Source organism: Saprospiraceae bacterium, from assembly GCA_016719615.1.
Lineage (GTDB): Bacteria > Bacteroidota > Bacteroidia > Chitinophagales > Saprospiraceae > Vicinibacter.
Window position 1 is genome coordinate 1,591,449 of the sequence record JADJYQ010000001.1, and the last position, 25,409, is coordinate 1,616,857.

Consider the following 25,409-nt stretch of genomic DNA (forward strand, 5'->3'; position numbering starts at 1 on the left):
TGAAAACAGCATGGAAGGCGTCTTGTTATGCTTTTGATATTAAGAAATCATTAAGTTACTCCATAGATGCATTTTTGAGCCTTGTCTTAATAGAATCTAACATTTGTGAATAAGCCAGTCCAGATGCTGACATTGGTTTAATGAACTCGTTCATCCTGTTAGTGTCAAGATGATATTTATTGCGGAGGTCAAGTGCTACAAGCTCAAAAATACTGTCTCTCAGTATGGAAGGTTGATTGCGCATCAGCTCGTAATAGAAAAACGTCTCTTCCAGATATTTTTCGAGGTCTTTATCCATGACCACTGATTCTTTTGCAGGTTCTGTAGATGGTTTGCATTGCCCACAGACCAGAACAAACACAATAATAAAAGTGAATTTAAACGTCATATCATTTTAGGATATACATGTTTCATAAGGATAAAGTCCTTGGCTTGTATTGCATTCCATAAATTTAAAGAAGTCTCGCAGATAAACATGCTACAAGTTGGAGCATGACCCAAATATGGATTTGAAAATTGTGCAACCAAATGTTCAATATTGGGGTTGTGACCAAAAATTAAACAGGATTTGAATTTATCATCTAGACCATAAAATGCTTTTATATAATCTAATGCATCACCAAAATATAATTGTTCGTCCGTTAGTATCTCATCGGGTTTAATGTCAAAAGCTTCTGCGAAGTAAAAGGCTGTCTGACGAGCTCGTTTTGCACTACTTGAAATGATGGCAAGGTTCTTTAAGTTCTCTGATTGCAATAAATAATTTGCCATTTTTGGTGCATCTAACAAACCTCTTGAGTTTAAAGGTCTATCCAGATCTCTTAGCGAAGGCTCGTCCCATGAAGATTTTGCATGCCGTATGAAAACTACTTTTTTCATTCGAACACTCTGTAATTTTAAGTAAAAGTAATACTTTTACCAGTTAAAGCTAAAATATTCGTGTCAGCAGGCCTACAAACAATAAATTTCGATGAATTTGAACATCTTTTTACGGAAGCTGAGTTGTTTTCCATGCAACAAACGCTGGAAAGTGGTGCCTTGATTAAGGCTAATCAAGTTACAAAGAACACCTGGAATTATTGTTTACGATATGGAGGCATACTGACGGATTGTGAAGTCAAGTACAACCTAAAAAGTGTAAAACAAGTGCATTGTGCATGTGGTTTTAAGGGTAATTCAAAACTGTGTAAGCATAGCCAACATATTATCTATTGGCACATTATAAAAATACACCAAAGATCTAACGATATAATGTATGTATCTGATTCTAAAGCTGAAATTAATTTACAAAATAATACTCAGGATGAATTGGCATTTTATTTAAAGTCTCTGGTCCGCAACAACCCGAAAGCCAAAAAATGGTTAGAATTTTTGTTAAAACTCGGGCAGTTTAAAGAAATTGAAATTTCAAACATTGTTGAAGAATCGAATCAATTTATTCTCTTCTTAAATGAACTTAGTAAAAATGCTATAACCCAGGAAAAAAATATATTACAATTATCTAATGACCTTTATTATGCGAGTTTGCGCTATTACTCATTATCCGATGTAAACAGAGCATGCTCTATTATGATTGCTGCTATAGAGATCCTATATATACAGATGGCTAAAAGGAAAACATTAAATGTTCAGAAATTTCATTTGGCAATTGAAAAATATTTGGATGCATTGAACCAAATTCTTACCGCTATTATCGCACCACAATCTTTAAATACTTTTTTAAGGTATTTAATGGAATTTACAAGATCTAAGAATTATTATCCGTCAAAAAAAGATTTAAATTTATTTACTACCATCCGAAGCCGCCTCAAACATAAGACAATTGAAAAGGAACTGGTCGATACTCTGCAATCAAAGTGCCTGGAATCCGTGAATCACCCTTTTGAATTTTACACATGGGATATATATTATCAGTTGGATTCAGATGGTTTTTTGCGATTTCTTAAAAGTCCGGCCTTTTCCAAGAAAGTTACACCTGCCGGAATACTAACTTATTTGGGGACAAGGGGTAAAGAACTAGATTCTAAGTACTACTTTGAACTTTTTAAATGGATATTTCCAAAACTTAATAATGATTTACAGGAATTATCCATCACTTATTTATTGGATCAGGATATAAACTGGCAATTCAATTCAGATCACGAGCTGATACTTCGATTATATTTGAGTTCTAAAAATTCTAATTTGTTAAAAGTATATTTTAATCTGGAAATTGAAAAAAATATTCTTTATCAAACTGCTATGGATTTTTTTACTTTGAATGGTTTTATATTAGAAGAGCATCCCGATATTTATTTTGATCTACTTTTGGACAGTCAGCAATTTAAATTGTTGGCAAACGAATTGTGTAGGATTGGTACCATTGAACAAATCATGCATTATGATCCAGAATTACCTATTGATGCCAAACTTATTTTATTAAAAGCATATAGTGATTATTTTAAAAATTTCAGAAAACATAATATTGGACCAAAAGCCACAAAAAGATTACGCTTAATATCTATGCACCTTATGAAACATTATTCAATGGTGATGAGTACCATAAAGAATCCAGAAGAATTTGCCATATAATGAAAATATTATACAATCCATTACATATTATTTCTCTGTCCATCGCATTGTGCTTGTACATTTCATGTCATCAGAAATCTGATTCACAAGTATGGCCTTCCTGGGCAAATGACATGGTCATTTACGAACTAAGCCCTTATCAATATGTGGACTCTGGTGGATTGAAAGGGATTACCAGAGATTTGCCCCGTATTCGCAATTTATTCTTTAATACGATTCTTCTACAACCTATACAGCTTAGAGATCTGGCTAGTAATCCTTTTAATCCTTCAAGTCAGTTTGCTATTCAGGATTATAATGAGATCGATCCTAAATTGGGAACATCTAAGGACCTCAAAGATTTAATATCAAAAGCGCAACAACTAGGACTTAAAATATTTTTAGAATGGAATATTGAGGAGACAGGGCCTCACCATTTATGGAGAAAATTACATCCACTTCATTTTCGATCTTCTGAAAAAATAGTTAATAACCGTTATAATTTGGAATATGTAAAATTTAATCTGCAACATGAAAATATGACAGATTTGCATAGAGAAGCATTTTCAAATTTTGCAAATGCTTTTAATTTTGATGGTTTTATGATCTATGGCAATGCTAATCCAATTAATAATCTGATTCAAATTTTAAGATCCGGCTTAAATGATGATCCTTTGCTTCTAAGCGCATCTGAAAATATACAAGATGGTATTGGAGATGGAAAGAATTCTAAGTTATTTGACTTGCTAACTACAGTTTACGATTCCGGAAAACTTTCTACATCCCTTAGAGAACACATTCAGGAGGCTAGCCAAAAACACTGGTTGAATCCTTTTATAGATTATGAGACAAATTTGAACAAAGGTACAGATTACACATTGTTTCCAAATGCCTATAAGTATTATATCATGTTTGCATATATTTTGCCCGGAATTCCCTGGATTCTGAATGGACAAGAGTTTGGATTGACACAAGCTATCAATGCTTTTAATAACAATTCTTTGTTGAGAAAATATCATTTTAACGAAGATTTATTTCGCAGTTTAAATTTACAGAAGAAGAACAATCCCGCATTGCATCAAAATTTGGGCCAACATAATTGCGCTATAGTCTCACATCCATCAGATGTTTTAGCTATCGAAAGAACATCAGATAGTTTTTATTGCGTCGGAATTTTTAATTTTTCTGATACTATAACAAGCTTTAAACTTACGAAGGCATATCAAAACGCTTATGATTTGTTTAATAAAATACCCGTTAATTATCCTGCAAATAGTGAGTTGAAATTGGGACCTTACCAGGCCGTCATGTTTAGTAATGTGCCTTAAATCATGGAACTCATTTGGATCGGTCCCAGTAAGCCTGAAGTACTCAGAAATACCATAGAAATCTATCAGGAACGAATTGCAAAATATACTGAACTTAACATTACGCTACTTAAAAATATAAAAGGAATCGAAGACGGTGCAAGGCTTACAGCTGAAGAAGAAAAATTAATAAAGAAGCAGATTATCAATAAAAACAGGTACGTTGTTCTTTTAGATGAGAAAGGAAAGCAATTTACAAGCAGGGAGTTTGCATCCTGGCTTGAAACGAAGCGAATGAATACCCGTGGCGAAATTACTTTTGTGTTTGGTGGTTCATTCGGTTTTTCTGAGACATTCAAAGCGGATGCTGATGAAATCCTTTCTTTCTCGAAAATGACATTTTCACATCAAATCATTCGCTTGGTTTTTATGGAGCAACTTTACAGAGCATTTACGATTTTAAATAATCAACCTTATCACAATGATTGATGGCAATACTTTAATGACATTTTCGCTGATATTAGCAAATATTGCTTTGTACATCATGACCAGTTCAAACACGCATATCATGGATGCTTGCAAGCATTATCCATTTCAGGAGAGACAAGATAAAAGTTATTACAGATGGATTACTTCCGGTTTTCTACATGCGAACCTTATGCATCTTGCTTTAAATTTATTTGTACTTTATCAATTTGGTGGTACCGTTGAAGCTATTTTTAAAGGGATGTTTGGATTCGCAATGGGGGGTATATTTTATCTGCTCACTTATTTTACCATATTAGTATTATCTGGTTTACCTACTTATTTAAAGTTTAAAAACAATCGGAACTATTCAAGTGTTGGTGCTTCGGGTGTGATATCGGGTATATTATTTATTTACATCCTCTATTTTCCTTTGAATTTACTTTTTATCTTAGGACTTGTTCCTATTCCTGCTGCTCTATTTGGAATTCTGTATTTGTTCTTTTCGAAATGGGCCTCTGGAAGATATGATGATATGATCGACCACGACGCTCATTATTATGGCGCAATTGCCGGTTTGGTGATCGGTTGTATCATTAAGTTTTTATTATAAAGCAGATATTATGCTTCTTCCATAAAAGGATAAGAATATTCGCTTGGAGGCGCAAAATTTTCCTTGATACTTCGTGGTGAAACCCATCTGATGAGGTTTAAAAGGGAACCTGCTTTATCATTTGTTCCGGATGCCCTTGCTCCTCCAAAAGGTTGTTGACCAACAACTGCACCAGTAGGTTTATCATTGATATAAAAGTTACCAGCAGCATTTCGCAATTTATAACTTGCATGATCAATAACATCTCTTTCTCTGGCAAAAATAGCACCTGTCAATGCGTAGGGAGAAGTTTTATCAACCAGTTCCAATGTTTCTTCAAAATCAGAATCGTTATAAACATATATGGTAAGCACCGGTCCGAAAATTTCTTCACACATTGTAAGACTGCTTGGATTGGAAGTAAGCAGAACAGTAGGTTGTATAAAATATCCCGTTTCCTGATCACAATTCCCGCCGAAAACAATTTCTACTTGCGGGTCAGCTTTAGCCTTTTGGATATAATCTTTAATTTTTAAAAATGACTTTTCATCAATTACCGCATTGATAAAGTTTCGAAAATCTTCAGGGCTTCCCATTTTCATATCTTGAAGATCCTGTATTAAATTGGTTTTGACATCATGCCATAAACTCTTGGGAATATAAGCTCTACTTGCAGCACTGCATTTTTGCCCTTGAAATTCAAAAGACCCTCTGGATAATGCAACTGCCACAACTTTAGCATCTGCAGATGAATGCACCATAACAAAATCTTTTCCTCCTGTCTCCCCTATTAATCTTGGAAAGGATTTATATAAATCCAAATTCAAAGCAACCGTTTGCCAAATTGATTTAAAAACTCCTGTGGATCCTGTAAAATGAAGTCCGGCAAAAAATTCGTGATGTAATATTACTTTTCCCGCTGTAGGTCCATCCACAAATACCAGGTTTATAACACCATCTGGCAAACCTGCTTCTTTTAAGATCTCCATGATTAATGACGCTGAATATATTTGGGTTTCGGCAGGTTTCCATACAACCACATTTCCCATCAGTGCAGGCGCACAAGGTAAATTACCGGCAATTGATGTAAAATTAAATGGGGTGAGCGCAAATACAAAACCTTCTAGCGGCCGGTGTTCCATCTGGTTCCAAATTAATGAAGTTGAATCCGGCTGTTGGCTATAGATTTCTGTTAAGAATTTTACGTTAAATCTTAAAAAATCACAAAACTCACATACCGCATCAATCTCCGCCTGGAATACATTTTTTGATTGACCTAACATGGTCATTGCATTTGTCATTGCCCTGTATTTGCCGGCAATGAGGTCGGCTGCTTTCAGAAATATAGCAGCCCTTGATTGCCAATGCATTTTTTCCCATTTATCTTTTGCTTTCAAAGCAGCTTCAATTGCAGCTTTCACATGAGTTTCATTGCCCCGGTAATAATAAGCAAGCTGATGTTTTCGATCATGAGGTGCGTAAATGTCTTTTTGAGATTCTGATTTTACAGCTTGACCATCTATGATCATACAAATTTCTTTGACTTCTTTTTTTAATGAAGCCAGTGTCGTTTTTAATGCTTTACGTTCCGCAGATCCGCTAGCATAATTTAAAACAACTTCATTCTTAGTTGGCTCAATTCAGGTCTGGAAATTAAAAACACAGTTTCCAAATTTTGTTGCAGGGTATGGTTTATCTGACTAATTGTTTTTTCATAGTCAAAATCTGTAGCATTTCGAATGCCTCTTAGAATATATTGTGCGCCAATTTGACTACAAAATGAGGCTGTAAGGCCCTCGAATTGACGAATCTGGACAGATGGATAATCTTTAAATATCGTTTCGAGCCATTTTATTCTTTTTTCAGCAGAATACAAAACTTTCTTCTGTGAGTTGATGCCAACTGCAATATAAATATGGTCAAATAAATCAATGGCCCTCATAACAACATCTGTATGACCCTTTGTAATAGGGTCAAAAGAACCTGGGAACACAGCTATTCTTTTCATATCCTGGCTGCAAAGATACTTCACATTTATATGCCATATTTATAGGGTGATTAAACAGTTCGGCTTAATTTTGAGCTTAAACTGTACAAATGCAATTTGATATACTCGTCATTGGTGCTGGACCAGGTGGTTACGTAGCTGCTATCAGGGCCGCTCAACTCGGAAAAAAGGTAGCTATTGTTGAAAGAGAATCCCTGGGTGGAATCTGTTTAAATTGGGGATGCATCCCTACCAAAGCGCTTCTTAAAAGCGCCCAGGTATTTGAGTACCTCAACCATGCCAAAGATTATGGCATTGAAGCCGAAAATATAAGCGCTAATTTTTCTGCCATTATTAGCAGAAGCAGAGCAGTCGCAGATGGCATGAGCAAAGGCGTTCAGTTTCTTATGAAAAAGAATAAAATTCAAGTCATAATTGGGTCTGCTCAACTTGCTAAGAATAAATCTATCATAGTTAGTTCTCCTGATGGTAAAAAAGAAGAATATACTGCTGAACATATCATTCTGGCAACAGGTGGCAGAGCAAAGCATCTCAATAATGTTCCGGTAGACGGGAATTCTATTATTGATTACCGAAAAGCAATGACTTTAGAAAAATTGCCTTCAAAAATGCTCATTGTTGGCGCCGGAGCAATTGGCGTTGAATTTGCCTATTTTTATAATTCTCTGGGTACAGAAGTACACATTGTTGAATTTATGGAACAGGGTCTTGTACCTCGTGAAGATGCAGATATATCCAAGGAGCTTACCAAAATATTTAAAAAGAAAGGCATTATAACATATGCCAATACCAGTGTTGAATCTGTTGAAAAATTGAAATCGAATATTAAAGTAAATATAAAAAATAGGTCTGATCATAAAACCAGCCAGATAGAATGCGACCTAGTATTGTCTGCTGCCGGCATCTCTCCGAATACTGAAAATTTAGGACTTGAAGCATTAGGAATAAAAATGGATAAAGGATTTGTCCTCGTGGATAAAGATTATAAAACTAATGTTTCTGGCATTTATGCCATTGGCGACATCGTACCAGGTCCAGCATTAGCGCACGTTGCAAGCGCTGAAGGTATTCATTGTGTAGAAAAAATTTGCAATCTACATTCAGATCCTATTGATTATAATAATATACCCGGATGTACTTATTGTAGTCCTGAAATTGCATCTGTAGGTTATACCGAAGCTGCTGCCAAAGCCGCAGGTTACGACATTTTGGTTGGTAAATTTCCATTTTCAGCTTCCGGAAAAGCAAGTGCTGCTGGCGCAAAAGAAGGATTTGTGAAGGTCATTTATGATAAGAAATATGGAGAATTCCTCGGAGCACATTTTCTAGGAATGAATGTAACAGAAATGATTGCGGAGGTTGTCGTTGCTCGAAAATTAGAAACAACAGGGCATGAAATATTGAAGTGCATACATCCACACCCTACCATGTCTGAAGCCATAATGGAAGCCACTGCTGCTGCATATGGCGAAGTGATTCATTTATAAAAATTAATAGGGTAAATTTATTTTTTTATAAATAAAATGAAGCAACCACGCAGGACCTATCAATAAAAATTCAATATCCTGTAGAAACGATGGTTTTTTTCCTTCTATTCCGTGTCCAATAAACTGTCCAATCCATGCCAACACAAAAATTCCTATGCAAACAAATGTAGTTTGGTATCCTTGTGCTTCGCATAATTCATCTAATTTGAAATTTCCCCATATCAAGAGCAAACTGATGGCTATAAACCCAATCGCCATACTTTTTGATAATGTAAAATAATACAAACAAGCTCCACCAAGAAGAATGCTAGCCCAATGTATCCATAGACTTTTTTCGATTGGAAATGGTATTTGCATAACCAGTCCTACTAAACTAAACATAATTGCAGGTACACAAATCCAATGTATTAATTTATTGGTAGTATTTTGATGACTTTCTCCATATGTATTTAACAAGACATCTAATTTTTTCATAAAGAGTTTTTAGTAGTTTGACAAAATAAGGAATGAAATAATATCTTCATGATTACAAATTTTTAAACATATTGTAATGATGGATATTGAGTTCCACAAACGGAGGACCGTCTGCCAGGTAATTTAGTTTTTCATAAAATGGTTTTGCAATGTCCCTCGCATGTAAAATGATTTTTTCAAAGCCCATAATTTTTGCCCACTTTTCAGATTCGTGCACCATAAATGTGCCTATTCCTTGCCCTTGAGCAAATTCATCAACCGCAACTTGTCTCATTTGCAGGGTCTGTGAATCGTGAATTTTAAAAATTAAACAAGCCCATAATAAATGGTTTTGATCATATACACCAAAATGGAATTGGTCATATTCTTCTTCGAGTTGCTGTGTTGAAAATTCAAGTTTCAGAGGTTTGCGCAACACGCTATAACGCAATTGAACGGCCTCTTCATAGGCAGGACTTAAGTATTGAATTTGTGTAAAATAATAATTTGGATTCAATGGTATACATTAAATATTGAATCGGATAATTCAATAGCTTCAAAAAATTTAACTTGATCGATATGGCTTGGAATATTATTTTGATTAAAATATTGAACCATTTTTTCAGTGGGCATATTTCCAGTTAATTCATCTTTGGCCATAGGGCAACCACCATAACCTTTTATGGCACCATCAAATCTCAGACAGCCAGCATCATAAGCAGCGGCAATTTTTTCTTCCCAAGCCTCGGGCCTGGTGTGGAAATGAGCACCGAATTCAATGTTGGAGTACCTTGGAATTAAATTGGAAAACAAGTAATTTATATTTTCAGCATGCGCTACACCAATCGTATCAGAAAGCGCAATTCTTCGAACTCCTAAATTTTGTAAATGATCCGTCCATTCGATTGCAATATCCGCATTCCAGGGATCTCCGTAAGGATTACCAAAAGCCATCGATAAATAGACGACTAGTTCTTTGCCGGACTCCACGCACTGTTCAATAATGTCTTTTAACAGATTTCTTGATTCTTCAATACTTGAATTCGTATTTCTCATTTGAAATGTTGGAGAAATCGAAAATGGAAAACCGATGTAATTTATAGCTGGATACTGGCATGCTGAAATAGCGCCTCGCAAATTTGCAACAATTGCCAACAACTTTGTAGTAGTCTTGCTTAAATCCAGCTGATCTATCACAGCAGCTGTATCGCTCATTTGAGGAATCGCTTTCGCTGAGACAAAACTTCCAAAATCTAAAGTATCAAACTGGACCTCTAATAATTTTTGTAAATACTTGATTTTAAGCTCTGTAGGTACAAACATAGCCAGGCCTTGCATGGCATCGCGTGGGCATTCAACCAATTTTACTTCACGAATCATGTTATAATGAACGAAATGTCAGTGTTCTTGCGTTATTTACAAAGTCTAAGTCAAAATTAGCATGGAAAATCGAAAGAAGGCAATTATGCTTCTAAGTGGGTTTATTCTCTTTGTAATTGGGATGTTATCCTTAATTCTGAGTTTGGTTGGCATTCACCTGCTCATTTTAAAACCCGTTGAAAGTTTTGGCTTCTTTTATGCATCTATCATCAAACTTAGTTTTATCATAACTGGCCTGATTTTGGCCTTTATGGGATCTTCAAATAATAAAATGCTTTAATATTTTAACTTTACAATAATAAATATTTAGGTAATTTTACGTTTATAAATTAGACTTTTATCAGATGGCACAATATTATCATTACGATGCAGAGAAAATCGAAAACGGTAACAAGCGAATTGGTTACCTGATTTCAGCTATCGTACATGCTCTGATTCTGTTTATTATTCTATGGCGGTTTTTAGAATTGCCTGTAGAACCACCTCAGGAATATGCTATTGAACTCCTTGGTCCCACACCTCAGTATGTAGAACCCATAGTTGAACAAGATCCCGGGGGCGGTAATTCTGCTGGTCCGGAAGATACAGAACCTCAGGAAGGTGGCTCACCGGGTAGTGAAGCCCCTGAAAGTAAAACACCTGAAGATGCGGTTAAAGTTGTAGATAAAATTGAAGAAAAAATCGAGCCAGTCAAAACCACTCCAATTCCTACAACTCCTAATCCTAAGCCGGTCATTGTGGCACCTACACCAGAAGTTGTCAAAGTCGATCCTCCAAAGAAAATTGAAGTACCTGGTCCTACAAGACCTGGACCCATTCCCAATAATAATCCTTCACCTGTTGTAACTAAACCAAATACCCAATCAGGTGGCGGTAGCGGAACCAGTGGCAATGGAAACTCTGGTGATGATGACGCTCCTGGCAGCGGTGGTTCTGGTACCGGATCTGGAGGTGGAACCGGGGCAGGTGGTGCGAATACTGGAAGTGGAACAGGTGGCGGCGGTGGCACTGGTAGTGGAACAGGCGGTGGCAGTGGTGATGGTGCAGGTGTAGATTTTGATGAAATCGGAGTTTTGAAACGCAAAGTAATATCCAGACCGGATTTATCTGGACTCGCAAGGCCAACTCCTCAAACTGTTGTTTTTAATATGTGCGTTAATCGGGAAGGTGCGGTTACTTACATTCGTTACAATCCAAAACTGTCAAAAACAAAAGAAGTTAACTTTATTCGGGAAGCAACTCAAAAAATGCAGCTCTATAAGTTTCAACCTGATCCAAAGGCAGCCCGAAAAGAATGTGGTACCTACTCATTTACAGCTTCAGGTGTTATTCAGCGGTTGAATTAAAATCCGGATACAACAGATATTTTTTGCGCTTATTTTTAAAGTTTGCTAAATCTTTGGTCCAGGAATTTCGAATTTCACTTTCTTTTTTTCCGGATTTAATTTGTTTTCTGAAATTATCAGATCCTGCCAGCTTATCAATGAAATTTCCTTTTAGAAAAAACTATCTTGATTACCCAATTCCCGGTAAGCTTTTAAGATATATTTAATCTCAATTTGTTTTTTCTTATGCAATTCCGTTATTGGTAATTTTCGTAAATCATACCCATAACATAAAACATTTTTCCAGGGCGGATTGCTAGCGCCTGCTTTGGAGCCAGGAGTAAATTTAAAATCTGATTTAAAGGAAGGATGCCCATAAATCATAAATGGGTAATCAGTACCTCTACCAACGCTGATTTGTGTTCCTTCAAAAAAACATAAACTTGGGTACAGCAATATGGCCTTCAATTCTTTCAAATTTGGTGAGGGTTCAACGTTCAAATCGTACATTTTACGACGATCATATTCTTTACACCGGATCGTTGTAAGTTGCAATTGATCACAATCATTGATCCAACATTCACCTTTCATCATGCCTGCAAGTTCCGCAATGGTCATTCCATACACAACCGGGATCGGATGTAATCCTACGAATGAACTAAATGAAGTATCTAATACCGGGCCATCTATATAATGGCCATTCGGGTTGGGGCGATCTAAAACTATTGCAGGAATTTTGTTTTCTGCACAAGCTTCTAACACATAATGTAAGGTGCTGATATAAGTGTAAAACCTCACGCCAACATCCTGAATATCGAATACCAGGATATCGAGTTGAGTTATGTCCGATTTATTAGGTTTGTAGTTTTTTCCATATAAGGATTTGACTTGAATTTGTGTGCTTGAGTCAATATTGGAACTTATGTGTTTTCCAGCATCTTCGTTCCCTCTAAACCCATGTTCGGGCGCAAATATGAATTGGATATTTACACCTGATTTTTGAAGCGTATCAACAAGATGTATATTTCCGATTCTAGAGCTATGGTTGACGACAAGTCCTACTTTTTTATGCTGAATTATTTTCAATAATTCATCTATTCTATAAATTCCAGCTTGTACTTCTGTTGTGCAGTTTTTCGTATCATTCAAAGACATTAACTTTGAAGGAAAATCGCAACAAAATCCTACCAGGAAACATAAAATAGTGATCCATCCAAAATTTGCTATCATAGATATTGAAACTACCGGCGGACTAGCCAGGCGGGATAAAATTACGGAAATTGGGATAATCGTGTTCCAAAATGGTGAAGTTGTCGATCAATATACATCTCTGATTAACCCAGAACGGAGCATACCACCGGAAATCACAAGAATAACGGGTATCACAAATGAAATGGTAGAAGATGCTCCAAAGTTCTATGAAATTGCAAAAGAGGTGATTCTTAAGACCCAGGATTGCATTTTTGTTGCACATAATGTTCATTTTGATTACGGATTTATAAAGGAGGAGTTTCACCAGCTTGGATTTTCTTTTAGCTTAAAAAAATTATGCACACTTCAATTAAGCCGAAAAATTTTCAAGGGACTCCCCTCTTATAGTTTGGGCTCATTAATAGTTCACTTCTCTATTGAGGTGGAAGCGCGGCACAGAGCTATGGACGATTGTAAAGCTACACTGGCCTTATTTAAAGAAATCCTGCAGGCTCAAGGCAATGCCATAAGTGACCTACCTAAACTTATTCCAAAATTTATAAAAGACCAAAAACTGCCCGCCCAATTAGCAGAAGATACACTCGCTAAATTGCCGGAAAGACCCGGAATATATAGAATGCTCGACCAGGATCTGTTACCTGTATATATCGGAAAAAGCAAAAGTATAAAAGACCGCATCATTCAACACTTTAATGAATCAAGTCCAAAGGTTCAAAAAATGCTTGCCAAGGTTCATTTTATTGACCACGAACTAACTGGAAATGAATTAATGGCATCCCTATTAGAAGCACAGTTGATAAAATTTCATCAACCAGAAATAAACAGAGCTTTGCGCAAGAAAACCCATGCTTTTCTTTTGACAAAATTAAAAAATCCCATCGGTTACAATCGCTTCAAAATTACAGAAGCTATATGGCTGGATCCAAATGAAGAAATTTTAAATCATTATCCAACCATCCAGGCTGCAAAACAACAAGTAGATTATTTAATAATGCAATACAATTTATGTCATCTTGTTGATTCCGGAAAAACGAATCACCAGGCATGTCTTGCATTTCAGATGCAGCAATGCCTTGGTGCTTGTATTGGAAAAGAAAGTATAGAATCTTATAATGAACGATTTGCAGAAGCCTGCGAACATATAAATAGTATTTTTAAAGAAGATTTTATATTAATTGGAGCAGGCATTACTTCACACGACCGAAGTGTTATTTGTGTTGAACACGGATTTTGTCGCTATACTGGATTTATCGACGAGGATATAACTATTGAAAATCCGGAACAACTTAAAGCTTATCTTAAACCCTACGAAGGAAATGTTGAAACGAACCGGATGATTCTAAATTCTATAAAGAAAGATAAACAATTCAAATTAGTTAAATATACTTCCCTTAATACAGAGACTGGTGATCGAGAATTTTATTAAAGGAAAACAGAGATTTTCTTTTGATAATATTCTGCCTTTTGTTGCACCCAGTCATTAAACGCATATCCTTCCGGAGGATAACTTATCCCTCTAGAAACATTTATAATTAAACCTCCGGATGAATTTTTTCCAAATTCAATAATTTTTTGTAAATCTCCACCTTGTGCTCCAACACCTGGAACTAATAAAAAATGATCCGGGCAAATTTTCCGTATGTTTTGAAAGGATTCTGGATGGGTTGCCCCACAAACAAACATAATTTGTTCGTGACTGGATTTATATGAAAATAGTTTTAATGTTTCTTCGTAAACCATGTTTCCATTTGATAAACATTTTAGTTCAATATCCTTACTTCCTTCGTTAGATGTTAAAGCTAATACTATGGACCATTTGTTTTTATGTACTAAAAAAGGTTCGATAGAATCATAACCCATATAAGGGTGCAATGTAACTGCATCTACATTTAATACATTAAAATAATAATTTGCATATTGAAGGCTTGTATTGCCAATATCTGCTCTCTTTGCATCTAAAATAATCAGACAATTTTCAGGGATACAGCGGATTACTTTTTCTAATTGTACCCATCCTGTTGGACCTTGGGATTCAAAAAATGCAACATTAAGTTTAAAAGCAATAGCATAGGTATGGCATATTTCGATCAGGCTTTTGCAAAAATGATACAAGGGTTCATCTGAATCATGAAATATTTTTGGAATAAGTTTTAGATCTGGATCCAATCCAACACACAGCATGCTTTTTTTTTCTTGGATTTGGTTAGCCAGAAATTGATAATCTTTCATAGAGGATTCAATTGGATTATGGTGTTGCTTGTATGACTTGAGTAGGACTTAAAATGAGATCCCGCAATGTTATTTTTTTCAACAGTTTTGAAACAATCGATGATACAATCGCTAAATATTCGGGATCTATGGAGAATGCTTCCCCTTTGTCGAGCAGTATTCTCAATTTTTCCTTTATAGGTATTTGTCCTAACAGACTTGATTGGGTTTTTATTGCCAATTTTTCACCGGCTCCTTCCCCAAATATAAAATACTTCTTTCCAGGAGCATCTTCCGGTTCAAACCAAGCCATATTTTCAATAATTCCCAAAATTGGAACTGCAATTTGTTCTAATCGAAACATATTTGCTGCTTTCAAAGCGTCAATATATGAAACTTCCTGAGGTGTAGTCACCATCACAGCACCTGTAAGAGGTATTGTCTGAACGAGTGTAAGTTGAATATCTCCTGTGCCTGGGGGTAAATCAACAATCAAATAATCTAATGCTGGCCAAGCAGTATCGTTAAAAAATTGTTTTATAATGGCAGCTAATCGAGGTCCTCTCAAAACAACTGCTTGTTCTGGTTCGATGATATTCCCAATAGAAACGACATGCAAACCCTGGACATCAATAGGTATGAGTTTTGGTTTTGACTGATCATTACTAACCATAGGTTTTAAGCTCTGTATACCTAACATGGTAGGAATGGAAGGACCGTAAAGATCAGCATCTAACAACCCGACCCTGAAACCCAATGCCTTTAACGCTAATGCCAAACTTACCGAAACCGTTGACTTTCCTACTCCTCCTTTTCCGGATGCTACAGCAATAATATGATTAATATGGGGTACTGTTGTGTTTGGAGCTTCCGCATAACTCATTTGGTTTACAAAATGAACATGAATTGATTTTTCAGGTGCAAAAGCCATTACTTTGCTGTGTATATCGCTGTAAAGCTTATCCTTATGTGTGTAATTGTTTCCAGGCAAATAGAGCTTCATTTGAATACTATTGCTCGCATCCAGTTGAATATCCCTTACCATTTTCAAGTGAATGATGTCTTTTCCACTTTCAGGCTCAATTACTTGAGCTAACACTGCACTTAATTGTTCTATAAAATCGTTCATATTGTCAGCAAAATTAAACTCTTTCATTCACGGTAAGCCTTAAAATTGATAAATTTGCCCTCTTTTAAAGCGATGCAACTTTTATATTTTGGAAAAGATGAGATACCCGATTTAAAAAATCCGGTATTAGCTATTGGCGCATTTGATGGTTTCCATCGTGGCCACAGGCAGATATTGGATAATCTTTTCGCATCGGCACTGGAGCTTTCAGGCAATTCGATCTTAATCACATTTGAGCCACACCCTAGATTGGTTTTAGACGAAAGCGACCAGGATTTTAAGCTTTTAACAACTATTGACGAGAAGATTGAAATACTCAAAACCACAGCTTTAGATTATCTCGTTATTGTTCCATTTTCATATTCCTTCTCTTTAATGTTTCCGCAGGAATATGTTGAAAATTTTCTGATAGCCAACTTTAAACCAGTTAAAGTCATCGCTGGAATAGACCACAGATTTGGCAGAGATGGGCGGGGAGATGGAGTTATGTTACATCAGTATGCTAGCGCCGGCTCATTTTATTTTCAGGAAGTGAATCATCTCAGCGATAATGGATTAACGATAAGTTCTACTAGAATCCGGCAATTGATCAAAGATTCTAAGATTGAAATTGCCAATCAATTATTGGCTTATAATTATTCATTTTCAGGAAATGTTGTGCCCGGAAACAAAATCGGAAGGGAATTGGGTTACCGCACTGCTAATATAGAATTGCTTCAGAAAAACAAACTAATTCCTCCCAATGGTATTTATGCAGTTTTTTGTACAGTCAATGCCCAGACTTATGATGCGATGTTATACATCGGTCATAGTGAAAGCATCGCTGAAAATCTGGCCCTAAGTATTGAAGTCCATATTTTGGATTTTAACCAGGACATTTATGGGCAAGCAATCACTGTTCAAATGATTGGCTTTCTTCGAAAGGATCAAAAATTTGATTCAAAAACTGAACTTACAAGGCAAATAGGAATTGATGAAAAAGCAACACGTCGCACTTTATTAAAGTACAAATTAAAGTCGCAACCGCAAACGGACACACCAAAGATTGCAATTGCTATATTAAATTATAATGGAGAAGGACTACTTAAAAACTTTTTACCTTCTATACTGAATTATACCCCAAAAAATGCGGAGATCTATATTATTGATAATGGATCTACAGACAATAGTGTTCTATATTTAGAGCATCACTATCCTGAGGTCCAAATTATACGATTGCGTAAAAACTATGGATTTTCAACAGGTTACAATAAAGGAATTGCTCAAATCGATTCTGATTATTTAGTCTTGTTAAATTCGGATGTATTAGTAACCATGGATTGGGTTTCGCCTTTGTTCACACTCATGAAACAAGATCCCATGATATTTGCAGTGCAGCCTAAAATTTTAGCATTATCCGATAAACTTAAATTCGAATATGCAGGAGCTGCAGGCGGCTTTATAGATTTGTTGCGTTATCCTTTTTGCCGGGGCAGAATTATTGATTATCTGGAAGTGGACAATGGTCAATACAACGATACCACTGAGGTTTTTTGGTCCAGCGGCGCTGCAATGATGGTAAAAACAGTTGTTTTTAAGGCATTGGGTGGCTTTGATGATGATTATTTTGCACATCAAGAAGAAATAGACCTTTGCTGGCGCATGAAACGCTTAGGTGGAAAAATTATAAGCACTGATGTTTCTCATGTTTATCATCTAGGAGGGGGCACTCTCGATTATGATAATCCTCGTAAAACCTATTTGAATTTTAGAAATAATTTATTTACCATTTTTAAAAATGAAAGCTGGTACAATTTAATCTTTATTTTACCTTCCAGATTGGTCCTTGATATTTTTATCGCCTTCAGTTATTTATTAAAAGGTAAAATTTGGGTCTTTTATAAAATTGTTCAGGCTTATGTTGTTGGCATTATCAATACTTTGTATATGATCCATAAGAAAAGTCAAACCAATGATCTGATTGATGAACTCAATATTAAGCCTTTCAGAAAACGAGGTATTCTAAACTCTTCCATTTTTATTCAATTTTATATTGCTGGTAATAAAGTATTTTCTAAAATACCAAAGCAATATTTCAAGTGAATAAACATCAAGTTTCTGTAATTTTTGAAAATGATTATTTGTTGGCGATCAACAAACCTTCCGGATTGTTGAGTATTCCAGACAGGTATGATAAAACACTTCCTTGTGCCTACCATTTTTTAAAAGAAAAACACGAACAAATTTTCATTTTACATCGCTTAGATAAAGACACATCCGGAATATTATTGTTTGCAAAAGACCCGGAAACACATCAAACGGTAAACGGGATGTTTGAACATCAGGAAATTGAGAAAACGTATCAATGCATTACGGAGGCTTACCCAGTTGACAATGAAGGAATGATTGATATGCCCATTGCACATGATCCTTCCCATCCAGGTAGGATGACCGTGCATCCAAAAGGAAAAACCTGTATCACAAAATTTTTAGTGCTTCAAAGATTTAAACATTTTGGACATATTCAAGTGAGTCCTAAAACCGGTAGAACCCATCAGATCAGAGTACATTTTGCTTTTATAGGGAGTCCTTTGGTTTGTGATCCTCTTTATGGAATTCGAAAAACACTTGGCATTCAAGACATTAAAAGGAAAGCCAAAAGAATAGATATTGAAGAAGCAAGTTATTTACTACAAAGAACTGCTCTCCATGCTTCGCAGTTAAGTTTTGTATTGAATGGTGAAAATTATTTGCTCCAGGCACCTATGCCTAAGGATATGAATGCTGCCTTAAAACAGATTGAAAAATGGGACAAATGATCCATGAATGGGCCTTCATATTTATGTTTTTGAAATATTGATTCAAGTCGGACCCTGCAATCGCCATTTAAGCTTATATTTGTCTACATTCTGGTTTTATCTCTTCCCATTTATTTACGCTAAATCTGATATATATGCTCCACGTAGCCATTGCGGATGATCATGCAATGTTTGTTGATGGAATTGAATCCATTTTAAGAAATGAAGAAAGCATCAAATTGGTGGACCGCTGTTTTGATGGTCAATCGGTATTTGTAATGCTCAAGAAACGCAAAATTGATGTATTGTTATTGGATATTAATTTGCCCGATATCAGTGGAATTGAAGTTGCTAAACGGCTACATACAGAGCATCCAAATGTAAAAATAATTGCCTTATCCATGTACAACGAAGAAAGCATTGTGAGTGAGATGCTAAAAAACGGAGCACAAGGGTATATCCTTAAAAATACTGGAAGAGAAGAATTAATATTAGCTATTAAAACGGTATCTGAAGGAACTACGTATTTTAGTAAAGATGTCACCGAAACCATAATGGGCTCCCTGACCAAAAAACCAAATACCAAAAAATCTTATATACTGCAGCCAAAACTTTCTATCCGCGAAAAACAAATTTTGGCGCTGATCGTAAAAGAATACACCAATCCTGAAATTGCAGAGCGCCTTTTTATAAGTCTTAAAACAGTTGAGACACATCGTGGAAATTTGATTTCTAAGTTAAATGTAAGAAATACAGCAGGTTTGGTTCGGGCTGCCCTGGAATTTAATTTACTGGAGAAATTTACCTTGGATCAATAGTAGCTTTATGAGGATAATCGCTATTTTATGGATTTTGATTGCTTCGCAATCTGCCGGACAAACAAGCATCGTAGATTCTTTGCATCTGCCCAAAGATTCATTTGAAGTTGTACTCCTCGATGCAAAAAGTATTCAAGATGAAATTGAGTATAAAATAAGTCAACATGATTATCCTTCGGCAGTGGGTTCCTTGCTTACAGCCATCGAATATTTCCGACAGGAAAATAACAACGAAAAAGTATATTATTATCGATTTGTTTTGGCAAGAGTGTACATGTATCTGGGAATGTTTCAAAAAGCTGCAAATACTCTTGAATATTGTCATGTTTATTTTAAACAAGAAGGTAGAGATCTGGATGTAGTTCGAAGTCAACATGCACTCGCTTATATCTATAAAAAACTGGGAAATATGGATATGGCGCTTTACTTTTTAGGTCAATGCCAGAATTCAAAAGCTGATAAATTTAATGAGTTTTGTCAAAACGAACATGCCCTCGTGGATGCTCAATTGTATCTCAGCAGACTAAGAAGTCAATCGATTCTTAATAATATTTATACCTACGCAAAATCAATTAACAATACAGAATTACATGTTAAATCTCTTGAAACTTTAGGCGATTATTATTATCACAATGCCCGATATAAGCAGGCTGAAGCAGTATATAAAAAGGCATTGGAGTTATCTAAAACTAATCATTTCATTGATTATAATAAACAATTTAGTTTTAGACTTTATGAATGTAGCAATTATTCCGGAAATTATAAAAGAGCTGCAGATTATTTACTACAGTTTATCAAATACAACGATACGCTCAACAAAATCAATAGTTCCGAATATTTATTAAAATTAATTGGAAAGTATGAGCAAAAAGAAATTCAGTCTGATAAAATAGATCTTGCCAAAAGTAAACGAATTTTTGAATTAAAATCAAGAAGGTCCAATTACACACTTTACAGTTTGCTATTTAGCATTGGGGCCATATTATTGGCTGGATTTTTTATTATTTTGTTTTATCAGCAAAAACTGGAGACCAACCAAATTATTCATAATCAGACCGAGCAAATTAATAATCAAAAAATTAAAGAACTGGAGAATAATTTGCAATTACAATCAATGCAATCCATGATCAACGGCCAGGAGTCGGAACGGGAGCGGATCGCAAAAGATCTGCACGATAGCCTTGGGGGTGTATTATCGACCATCAAACTGCGCTTTGAGAATCTTGCACATGAACACCATTTTGCAGATCGGGATTCTTTGGAAAAATTAACAAAACTCATTGATACCGCTTGTGATGAGGTGAGATATATATCAAATGACTTAAAACCCGGTTCACTTGAGAAACTTGGTCTCATCGAAGCTATTAAGGATATGCTGAACAGGTACAAAGTTGATAATGGACCAGAAATTTTCTTCCAATATTACGGCTTTGAAGGAGGTGGCCAAATTGAAGCTAATGCCGCTTTAAATATTTACAGAATTATACAGGAATTGGTTAATAATTCCATAAAACATGCAGGATGTAAAGAAATTTTTGTGCAAATGCATCGCAAAGGCAATGAAATGACCATCAGCGTGGAAGATGATGGGGCCGGATTTAATGAATCTTCCATTAAAAAAGGAATGGGCCTTGAAAATATTAAGAGTCGGGTTAATTACCTGCGGGGTGAACTTACGCTCGATTCCAATGAAAATCAAGGCACTGCAATCCTAGTACACCTTCCCATCCGATAAAACTTATGTTGTAAAAAGGCTTATTTTAAGTTAATAAAGTGACCTTTCGAGCTATTTATAGCTACTGGTTTTTGGCAAAAACTCAGGGTAAACCCTGAGTGCTATCAGGGTAAACCCTGATTTTTAAAATTCAGGGTTTCTACTGATGTTTAGCATTATCAAAGGCTGCAACTTTGTACCGTTGTAGTCGTTAAAACGTTAATGATCACTCAGCTTGATTTTTGAATACTGAAAACCATGTAAAAATGGGATCCATGAGGAGGGACTATTGTTAGTTAGAGTTTAGGTTTGGTTATCTATCAGGGAAACATAGATTGATTTTAACATTATACACCAGGCTTCTTGCCATTTCATCCATCAAATATTCCTAGCGATAGTCCTTTCGTGGTTTTAAATTCTAGACAATTCTTTCAACGAATATAGTTTTGTTGTAGTTTTATCATGATGTGTACACCGAAGGCTTTAAATTCTATTTAAAGCCTTTTTTTATAGTTCTTATTTTCTCCTTTAAGCTGAGCCGACGGACTTTAAATAACTGATGTAGCTTTCGTTTTGTTGCCCTGGCATTGAGGTCTTTCATCGGGTAAATGGACCCATCATATTTTTATAATTCGACTTCTTCTACGAGTTTTTCCCAATCGATAGTCAACTGGTTTAGAGCATTTTGAAGGGCTTCATAATTTTGCAGGATCCGTTTATGATCAGGGGAATCATAAAAAGATGGTTCGTGCATTTTTTGTTCAGTAAGTTGAATCTCTTGCTCCACTTTTAATATTTCCTTTTCAATAATTTGAATCTGTCTTTGCAGTTTTTTTCGGGTATTATAATCTAAACTTGGTGTTACAATAGCTTCTGTTTTCTTAGCAGCTTTCATGCCATCATATACTGTATCTGAATTCGTCTTTTCCAGATAATACTCGATATCACCTTCGAAAACCTGGATTTTCCTATTTTCAAAAAGTATCGTTTTCTGAGCAAGATCCTTTAAAAATTCACGATCATGTGATACAATGATCACCGTACCTGTATAATCGCGTAAGGCCTCTTTAAGTCTGTTTTTAGAAGGAATATCCAAGTGGTGTGTAGGCTCATCGAGTATTAAAAAATTATGCTCTTGCACCAAAAGTAAAGCTAGTCGAACCCTCGCCTTTTCTCCTCCCGACAATACACTTATTTTTTATCAACATCCTCTCCCCTCAATCCAAGTCCGCCCATAATTTTGCGAACCATTGGCCTCATATCCGCATTGCAATAGGCCTCTAAGGTTTCTAAAGGTGTCCAGTCTTTATTTAAAAAATCGCTGTGTTCCTGAGCGTAATAGCAAGTTTAACTTGATGGCCAAGTTCAAGCGTGCCGCTTTCAGCCATAATTTCTTCACATATCAATCTAACGAGGGTACTTTTACCATTTCCATTGGCGCCAATAAAACTCCATTTCATTCCTTTCTCGATATACAGATTGACATCTTCTAATACTTGTTTTGGGCCATAAGACTTTGAAAGATTTTTAATTTCGACAATTTTATGACCACTCTGAACAGTAGGTCTGAATTTTAATCGTATATCAGAGACATCATCTTCGGGTTGTTCTTTGATATCCAATCTTCCCAATTCAGTTATCAGCGATTGTGCAAATGAGGCCTTGCTGGCTTTGTATCGAAATTTATCAATCAGCATTTCTTTATGCTTGATTAACTTTTGTTGCGCTTCAAATTCGCGCAATTCCATTTCTTTTCGTTCTTGTCTGTAAAGTTTATAAGCTGTGTAATTTCCTTTGAAATCGTAAACTTTTCCTTTATCCAATTCAATAATGCGTTTGCCTACATTATCCAAAAACATTAAATCGTGAGAAATAAGTACTACGGTACCTTCGTATTTTTTTAAAAAATCCTCCAACCAGCGAAGTGCTACGATATCCAGGTGATTGTTTGGCTCATCGAGTAATAAAATTTCAGGTTTTGACAGAAGTAATTTGGCAAGTTCGACGCGCATTCTCCAACCGCCACTGAACTCCTTCACTTTTTTATTAAAATCATTAGATGTAAATCCTAAACCAATTAAGATCTTTTCAATTTTACCTTCCAGTTTATCTGCTTCAAGATAATCCAAACGAGAATGTGCTTCTTGTAATTCAATAATAGCAGCCTGCAACGTGTGTTCATCAGCAGAATGTTGTTGGAGAATCAACTCGCAATTTTGAACTATACTTTGCAAATGCGTAATTTCAGGTAGCGCATTACGAACTTCTTCTTTCAGCAAGAAATCGTGATCTACAGGAAGTTCTTGCCTTAACAAGCCAATTGATTGATTACCCTGGTTTTCAACAATACCCTGATCGGGTTTGAGTTCACCTGAGAGTATTTTAAATAAGGTAGATTTACCTGTTCCATTGCGACCGCATAAGGCTATTTTTTCACCGTCTGAAATTGTCAATGACAGATTATCGAATATTTTCCGACCTCCAAAACCTAAATATAATCCTTGTATTCTGATCACTATGTTTAATTCATGAGTTCATCTCCATCCAAAGAGGACAATGCACTAAAATGATAGCCTTTGTACTCCAGTATATCCCGCCAAAGACTTTCGGGTTTATTTTTAAAAAGAAAGTTGGGCTCCATATCAGAAACTAACCAGGATTTTGTTTTCATCTCTTCTTCAAGCTGGCCTTGTGACCAACCGCTGTAACCAACATAAAATCGAATGTTCTGCGCCAGAATTAATTTACATTCAATCAAAAATCTCAATTTGTCATAGTTCCCACTCCAATAGACACCTCTAGATATTTTAATGGAATCGTCCAATAATTCTCCAACATTATGAATAAAATACATGCTGTTGTTATCTACCGGACCACCATAATGCACGGGCGCTTCCAAATCACCAAAGTCGGAAGTCAGGTCTTCCAGACGGACATCCATTTTTCGATTTAATATAAAGCCAACTGTTCCTTCTTCACGGGTGTAATCAGCAACAAGAACGACGGTTCTTTTAAAATTAGGATCCAGCATAAATGGCTCCGATACCAAAATTTTCCCAGTTTCTAATATGGGGATTCCTTCGGGTTTAATCATCGTTAAATAGATTGAACGGGTACTTCCCTATTTATCCTTTTTAAAAAGCCGCTTAATACAGTTCCATTTCCTCCAACTTCGTAAAATTGATCATAACCATCATGTATCATATTTTGCATGGTTTGTGTCCATTTTACTGCTGATGTCAATTGCGATTTTAAATTTGCTTTTATTTTCTCCGGTTCTATTTCTGCTGCTGCATTCACATTTTGGTAAATGGGACAAATCGGTTGTTTAAAATCTGTTGCATCAATTGCGCTTTCCAATTCTCGGCGGGCAGGTTCCATTAAAGGAGAATGAAATGCTCCGCCAACGGCTAATGTAATAAATCGTTTAGCTCCGGCTGCAAGCATGATAGTCTCTATTTTTTGAATACCACTCAAACTTCCAGAGATCACTAACTGTCCAGGACAATTATAATTAGCAGCAATAACTATATCTTCAGTAAAAGATTGACACAATTCCTCAATCTTAGCATCATCCAAGCCAACTATTGCAGCCATGGTGCCCGGATTTGTTTCACAGGCATGTTGCATCGCGTGTGCCCGAATATTAACGAGTTTTAAGCCATCCTGAAAGCTAAGAACGCCAGCTGCTACTAAAGCAGAAAATTCTCCAAGGGAATGCCCTGCCACGCCTTGATACGAGATATCCTTACCGAGTGTTTTTGCATGGATCACGGAATGAATAAATACGGAAGGCTGTGTGATTTTAGTTTGCCGAAGTTCTTCCTCAGATCCTTCAAACATAACTTCTGTGATTTTAAATCCCAATAAATCATTCGCTTCATCAAACAAATTACGGGCTTCAGAATTCTCTTCATATAAATTCTTGCCCATACCCTTAAACTGGCTGGCTTGTCCAGGAAAAATAAATGCGGTTTTTTGCAT

General features: G+C 35.9%; 27 protein-coding genes. 12 read left to right on the plus strand and 15 right to left on the minus strand.

Annotated features, from left to right (window positions below; genetic code table 11):
* Positions 1-55: 55 nt before the first annotated feature.
* Entirely contained in the window at positions 56-388 is a 333-nt protein-coding gene (locus tag IPM92_06575; protein ID MBK9108045.1) for a hypothetical protein, read from the minus strand.
* The gene (locus IPM92_06580; GenBank protein ID MBK9108046.1) at positions 385-879 is read right to left on the minus strand and encodes a histidine phosphatase family protein; all 495 of its coding nucleotides are present in this window, start codon (positions 877-879) and stop codon (positions 385-387) included. Before IPM92_06580 ends, IPM92_06575 begins: the two co-directional genes overlap by 4 nt.
* 60 nt (positions 880-939) lie before the next feature.
* Here IPM92_06580 and IPM92_06585 point away from each other — a divergent pair, with 60 nt between their 5' ends.
* From IPM92_06585 to IPM92_06600, 4 genes are read left to right on the plus strand one after another with little or no spacing between them, the layout of a single operon-like run.
* Positions 940-2,571: a hypothetical protein gene (locus IPM92_06585; protein MBK9108047.1), complete on the plus strand. Its 1,632-nt coding sequence runs from the start codon at positions 940-942 to the stop codon at positions 2,569-2,571.
* Positions 2,571-3,878 (plus strand): hypothetical protein, encoded by a 1,308-nt coding sequence (locus IPM92_06590; GenBank protein MBK9108048.1) that lies wholly within the window; start codon positions 2,571-2,573, stop codon positions 3,876-3,878. The genes IPM92_06585 and IPM92_06590 overlap by 1 nt, the downstream gene beginning before the upstream one ends.
* Before the next feature lie 3 nt (positions 3,879-3,881).
* Entirely contained in the window at positions 3,882-4,346 is a 465-nt protein-coding gene (locus tag IPM92_06595) for a 23S rRNA (pseudouridine(1915)-N(3))-methyltransferase RlmH (protein ID MBK9108049.1), read from the plus strand.
* The gene (locus IPM92_06600) at positions 4,339-4,935 is read left to right on the plus strand and encodes a rhomboid family intramembrane serine protease (protein ID MBK9108050.1); all 597 of its coding nucleotides are present in this window, start codon (positions 4,339-4,341) and stop codon (positions 4,933-4,935) included. Before IPM92_06595 ends, IPM92_06600 begins: the two co-directional genes overlap by 8 nt.
* 8 nt (positions 4,936-4,943) lie before the next feature.
* Here IPM92_06600 and pruA read toward each other — a convergent pair whose 3' ends face one another.
* Positions 4,944-6,554, minus strand: a complete 1,611-nt coding sequence (gene pruA, locus IPM92_06605; protein MBK9108051.1) for an L-glutamate gamma-semialdehyde dehydrogenase — start codon at positions 6,552-6,554, stop codon at positions 4,944-4,946.
* Positions 6,524-6,922: a pantetheine-phosphate adenylyltransferase gene (gene coaD / locus IPM92_06610; GenBank protein MBK9108052.1), complete on the minus strand. Its 399-nt coding sequence runs from the start codon at positions 6,920-6,922 to the stop codon at positions 6,524-6,526. Before coaD ends, pruA begins: the two co-directional genes overlap by 31 nt.
* An 89-nt stretch (positions 6,923-7,011) precedes the next feature.
* Between coaD and lpdA the strand changes: the two genes are divergently transcribed.
* Positions 7,012-8,409, plus strand: coding sequence for a dihydrolipoyl dehydrogenase (gene lpdA, locus IPM92_06615; GenBank protein MBK9108053.1), 1,398 nt, complete (start codon positions 7,012-7,014; stop codon positions 8,407-8,409).
* 3 nt (positions 8,410-8,412) lie between these two features.
* Here the strand turns inward: lpdA and IPM92_06620 are convergent, their stop codons facing one another.
* From IPM92_06620 to IPM92_06630, 3 genes are read right to left on the minus strand one after another with little or no spacing between them, the layout of a single operon-like run.
* Complete coding sequence (locus IPM92_06620) at positions 8,413-8,883, minus strand: DUF962 domain-containing protein (protein MBK9108054.1); 471 nt, start codon at positions 8,881-8,883, stop codon at positions 8,413-8,415.
* Positions 8,884-8,935: 52 nt separating this feature from the next.
* A complete protein-coding gene (locus IPM92_06625) occupies positions 8,936-9,379 on the minus strand; it encodes a GNAT family N-acetyltransferase (GenBank protein MBK9108055.1) in 444 nt (147 codons plus the stop codon).
* Positions 9,376-10,242: a hydroxymethylglutaryl-CoA lyase gene (locus IPM92_06630; GenBank protein MBK9108056.1), complete on the minus strand. Its 867-nt coding sequence runs from the start codon at positions 10,240-10,242 to the stop codon at positions 9,376-9,378. The genes IPM92_06625 and IPM92_06630 overlap by 4 nt, the downstream gene beginning before the upstream one ends.
* 61 nt (positions 10,243-10,303) lie before the next feature.
* Between IPM92_06630 and IPM92_06635 the strand changes: the two genes are divergently transcribed.
* Positions 10,304-10,522 carry a hypothetical protein gene (locus IPM92_06635; GenBank protein MBK9108057.1) on the plus strand — a complete coding sequence of 73 codons (219 nt, stop codon included), beginning with the start codon at positions 10,304-10,306 and terminating at the stop codon, positions 10,520-10,522.
* A 64-nt stretch (positions 10,523-10,586) separates the two neighbouring features.
* Entirely contained in the window at positions 10,587-11,588 is a 1,002-nt protein-coding gene (locus tag IPM92_06640; protein MBK9108058.1) for a hypothetical protein, read from the plus strand.
* Here the strand turns inward: IPM92_06640 and IPM92_06645 are convergent.
* On the minus strand, positions 11,569-11,727 hold the full coding sequence (locus tag IPM92_06645; GenBank protein MBK9108059.1) for a DUF1343 domain-containing protein: 159 nt from the start codon (positions 11,725-11,727) through the stop codon (positions 11,569-11,571). The genes IPM92_06640 and IPM92_06645 overlap by 20 nt on opposite strands.
* Positions 11,728-11,738: 11 nt before the next feature.
* Entirely contained in the window at positions 11,739-12,797 is a 1,059-nt protein-coding gene (locus IPM92_06650) for a DUF1343 domain-containing protein (protein MBK9108060.1), read from the minus strand.
* Between IPM92_06650 and IPM92_06655 the strand changes: the two genes are divergently transcribed.
* On the plus strand, positions 12,772-14,205 hold the full coding sequence (locus IPM92_06655) for a GIY-YIG nuclease family protein (protein MBK9108061.1): 1,434 nt from the start codon (positions 12,772-12,774) through the stop codon (positions 14,203-14,205). The genes IPM92_06650 and IPM92_06655 overlap by 26 nt on opposite strands.
* Here the strand turns inward: IPM92_06655 and pyrF are convergent.
* Both pyrF and IPM92_06665 read right to left on the minus strand, forming a co-directional pair.
* Complete coding sequence (gene pyrF / locus IPM92_06660) at positions 14,202-15,008, minus strand: orotidine-5'-phosphate decarboxylase (protein MBK9108062.1); 807 nt, start codon at positions 15,006-15,008, stop codon at positions 14,202-14,204. The two genes, IPM92_06655 and pyrF, sit on opposite strands and share 4 nt — an antisense overlap.
* Before the next feature lie 16 nt (positions 15,009-15,024).
* Complete coding sequence (locus IPM92_06665) at positions 15,025-16,116, minus strand: Mrp/NBP35 family ATP-binding protein (protein ID MBK9108063.1); 1,092 nt, start codon at positions 16,114-16,116, stop codon at positions 15,025-15,027.
* Positions 16,117-16,170: 54 nt separating this feature from the next.
* Between IPM92_06665 and ribF the strand changes: the two genes are divergently transcribed.
* The 4 genes from ribF to IPM92_06685 all read left to right on the plus strand — a co-directional run bounded on the left by ribF (position 16,171) and on the right by IPM92_06685 (position 21,446).
* Positions 16,171-18,198, plus strand: coding sequence for a riboflavin biosynthesis protein RibF (gene ribF, locus IPM92_06670; protein ID MBK9108064.1), 2,028 nt, complete (start codon positions 16,171-16,173; stop codon positions 18,196-18,198).
* Positions 18,195-18,914: an RluA family pseudouridine synthase gene (locus IPM92_06675; protein MBK9108065.1), complete on the plus strand. Its 720-nt coding sequence runs from the start codon at positions 18,195-18,197 to the stop codon at positions 18,912-18,914. Before ribF ends, IPM92_06675 begins: the two co-directional genes overlap by 4 nt.
* A 134-nt stretch (positions 18,915-19,048) precedes the next feature.
* Entirely contained in the window at positions 19,049-19,711 is a 663-nt protein-coding gene (locus tag IPM92_06680; GenBank protein MBK9108066.1) for a response regulator transcription factor, read from the plus strand.
* A 7-nt stretch (positions 19,712-19,718) separates the two neighbouring features.
* On the plus strand, positions 19,719-21,446 hold the full coding sequence (locus IPM92_06685; GenBank protein MBK9108067.1) for an ATP-binding protein: 1,728 nt from the start codon (positions 19,719-19,721) through the stop codon (positions 21,444-21,446).
* Positions 21,447-22,050: 604 nt separating this feature from the next.
* On the opposite strand, the gene IPM92_06690 is transcribed toward IPM92_06685, so the two are convergent.
* From IPM92_06690 to fabD, 4 genes are all read right to left on the minus strand, one after another.
* Positions 22,051-22,611 carry an ABC-F family ATP-binding cassette domain-containing protein gene (locus IPM92_06690; protein ID MBK9108068.1) on the minus strand — a complete coding sequence of 187 codons (561 nt, stop codon included), beginning with the start codon at positions 22,609-22,611 and terminating at the stop codon, positions 22,051-22,053.
* A 124-nt stretch (positions 22,612-22,735) separates the two neighbouring features.
* Positions 22,736-23,941 (minus strand): ABC-F family ATP-binding cassette domain-containing protein, encoded by a 1,206-nt coding sequence (locus IPM92_06695; GenBank protein MBK9108069.1) that lies wholly within the window; start codon positions 23,939-23,941, stop codon positions 22,736-22,738.
* A gap of 5 nt (positions 23,942-23,946) precedes the next feature.
* The gene (locus IPM92_06700; GenBank protein ID MBK9108070.1) at positions 23,947-24,519 is read right to left on the minus strand and encodes a YqgE/AlgH family protein; all 573 of its coding nucleotides are present in this window, start codon (positions 24,517-24,519) and stop codon (positions 23,947-23,949) included.
* 2 nt (positions 24,520-24,521) lie between these two features.
* Positions 24,522-25,409 (minus strand): ACP S-malonyltransferase, encoded by an 888-nt coding sequence (gene fabD, locus IPM92_06705; GenBank protein ID MBK9108071.1) that lies wholly within the window; start codon positions 25,407-25,409, stop codon positions 24,522-24,524.

Coding starts and splice junctions, on each gene's coding strand:
- IPM92_06575 (MBK9108045.1), bottom strand. CDS start 388: ATGACGTTTAAATTCACTTTTATTATTGTGTTTGTTCTGGTCTGTGGG.
- IPM92_06580 (MBK9108046.1), bottom strand. CDS start 879: ATGAAAAAAGTAGTTTTCATACGGCATGCAAAATCTTCATGGGACGAG.
- IPM92_06590 (MBK9108048.1), top strand. CDS start 2,571: ATGAAAATATTATACAATCCATTACATATTATTTCTCTGTCCATCGCA.
- IPM92_06595 (MBK9108049.1), top strand. CDS start 3,882: ATGGAACTCATTTGGATCGGTCCCAGTAAGCCTGAAGTACTCAGAAAT.
- IPM92_06600 (MBK9108050.1), top strand. CDS start 4,339: ATGATTGATGGCAATACTTTAATGACATTTTCGCTGATATTAGCAAAT.
- coaD (MBK9108052.1), bottom strand. CDS start 6,922: ATGAAAAGAATAGCTGTGTTCCCAGGTTCTTTTGACCCTATTACAAAG.
- lpdA (MBK9108053.1), top strand. CDS start 7,012: ATGCAATTTGATATACTCGTCATTGGTGCTGGACCAGGTGGTTACGTA.
- IPM92_06620 (MBK9108054.1), bottom strand. CDS start 8,883: ATGAAAAAATTAGATGTCTTGTTAAATACATATGGAGAAAGTCATCAA.
- IPM92_06630 (MBK9108056.1), bottom strand. CDS start 10,242: ATGATTCGTGAAGTAAAATTGGTTGAATGCCCACGCGATGCCATGCAA.
- IPM92_06635 (MBK9108057.1), top strand. CDS start 10,304: ATGGAAAATCGAAAGAAGGCAATTATGCTTCTAAGTGGGTTTATTCTC.
- IPM92_06640 (MBK9108058.1), top strand. CDS start 10,587: ATGGCACAATATTATCATTACGATGCAGAGAAAATCGAAAACGGTAAC.
- IPM92_06650 (MBK9108060.1), bottom strand. CDS start 12,797: ATGATAGCAAATTTTGGATGGATCACTATTTTATGTTTCCTGGTAGGA.
- pyrF (MBK9108062.1), bottom strand. CDS start 15,008: ATGAAAGATTATCAATTTCTGGCTAACCAAATCCAAGAAAAAAAAAGC.
- IPM92_06665 (MBK9108063.1), bottom strand. CDS start 16,116: ATGAACGATTTTATAGAACAATTAAGTGCAGTGTTAGCTCAAGTAATT.
- IPM92_06680 (MBK9108066.1), top strand. CDS start 19,049: ATGCTCCACGTAGCCATTGCGGATGATCATGCAATGTTTGTTGATGGA.
- IPM92_06685 (MBK9108067.1), top strand. CDS start 19,719: ATGAGGATAATCGCTATTTTATGGATTTTGATTGCTTCGCAATCTGCC.
- IPM92_06700 (MBK9108070.1), bottom strand. CDS start 24,519: ATGATTAAACCCGAAGGAATCCCCATATTAGAAACTGGGAAAATTTTG.
- fabD (MBK9108071.1), bottom strand. CDS start 25,409: ATGCAAAAAACCGCATTTATTTTTCCTGGACAAGCCAGCCAGTTTAAG.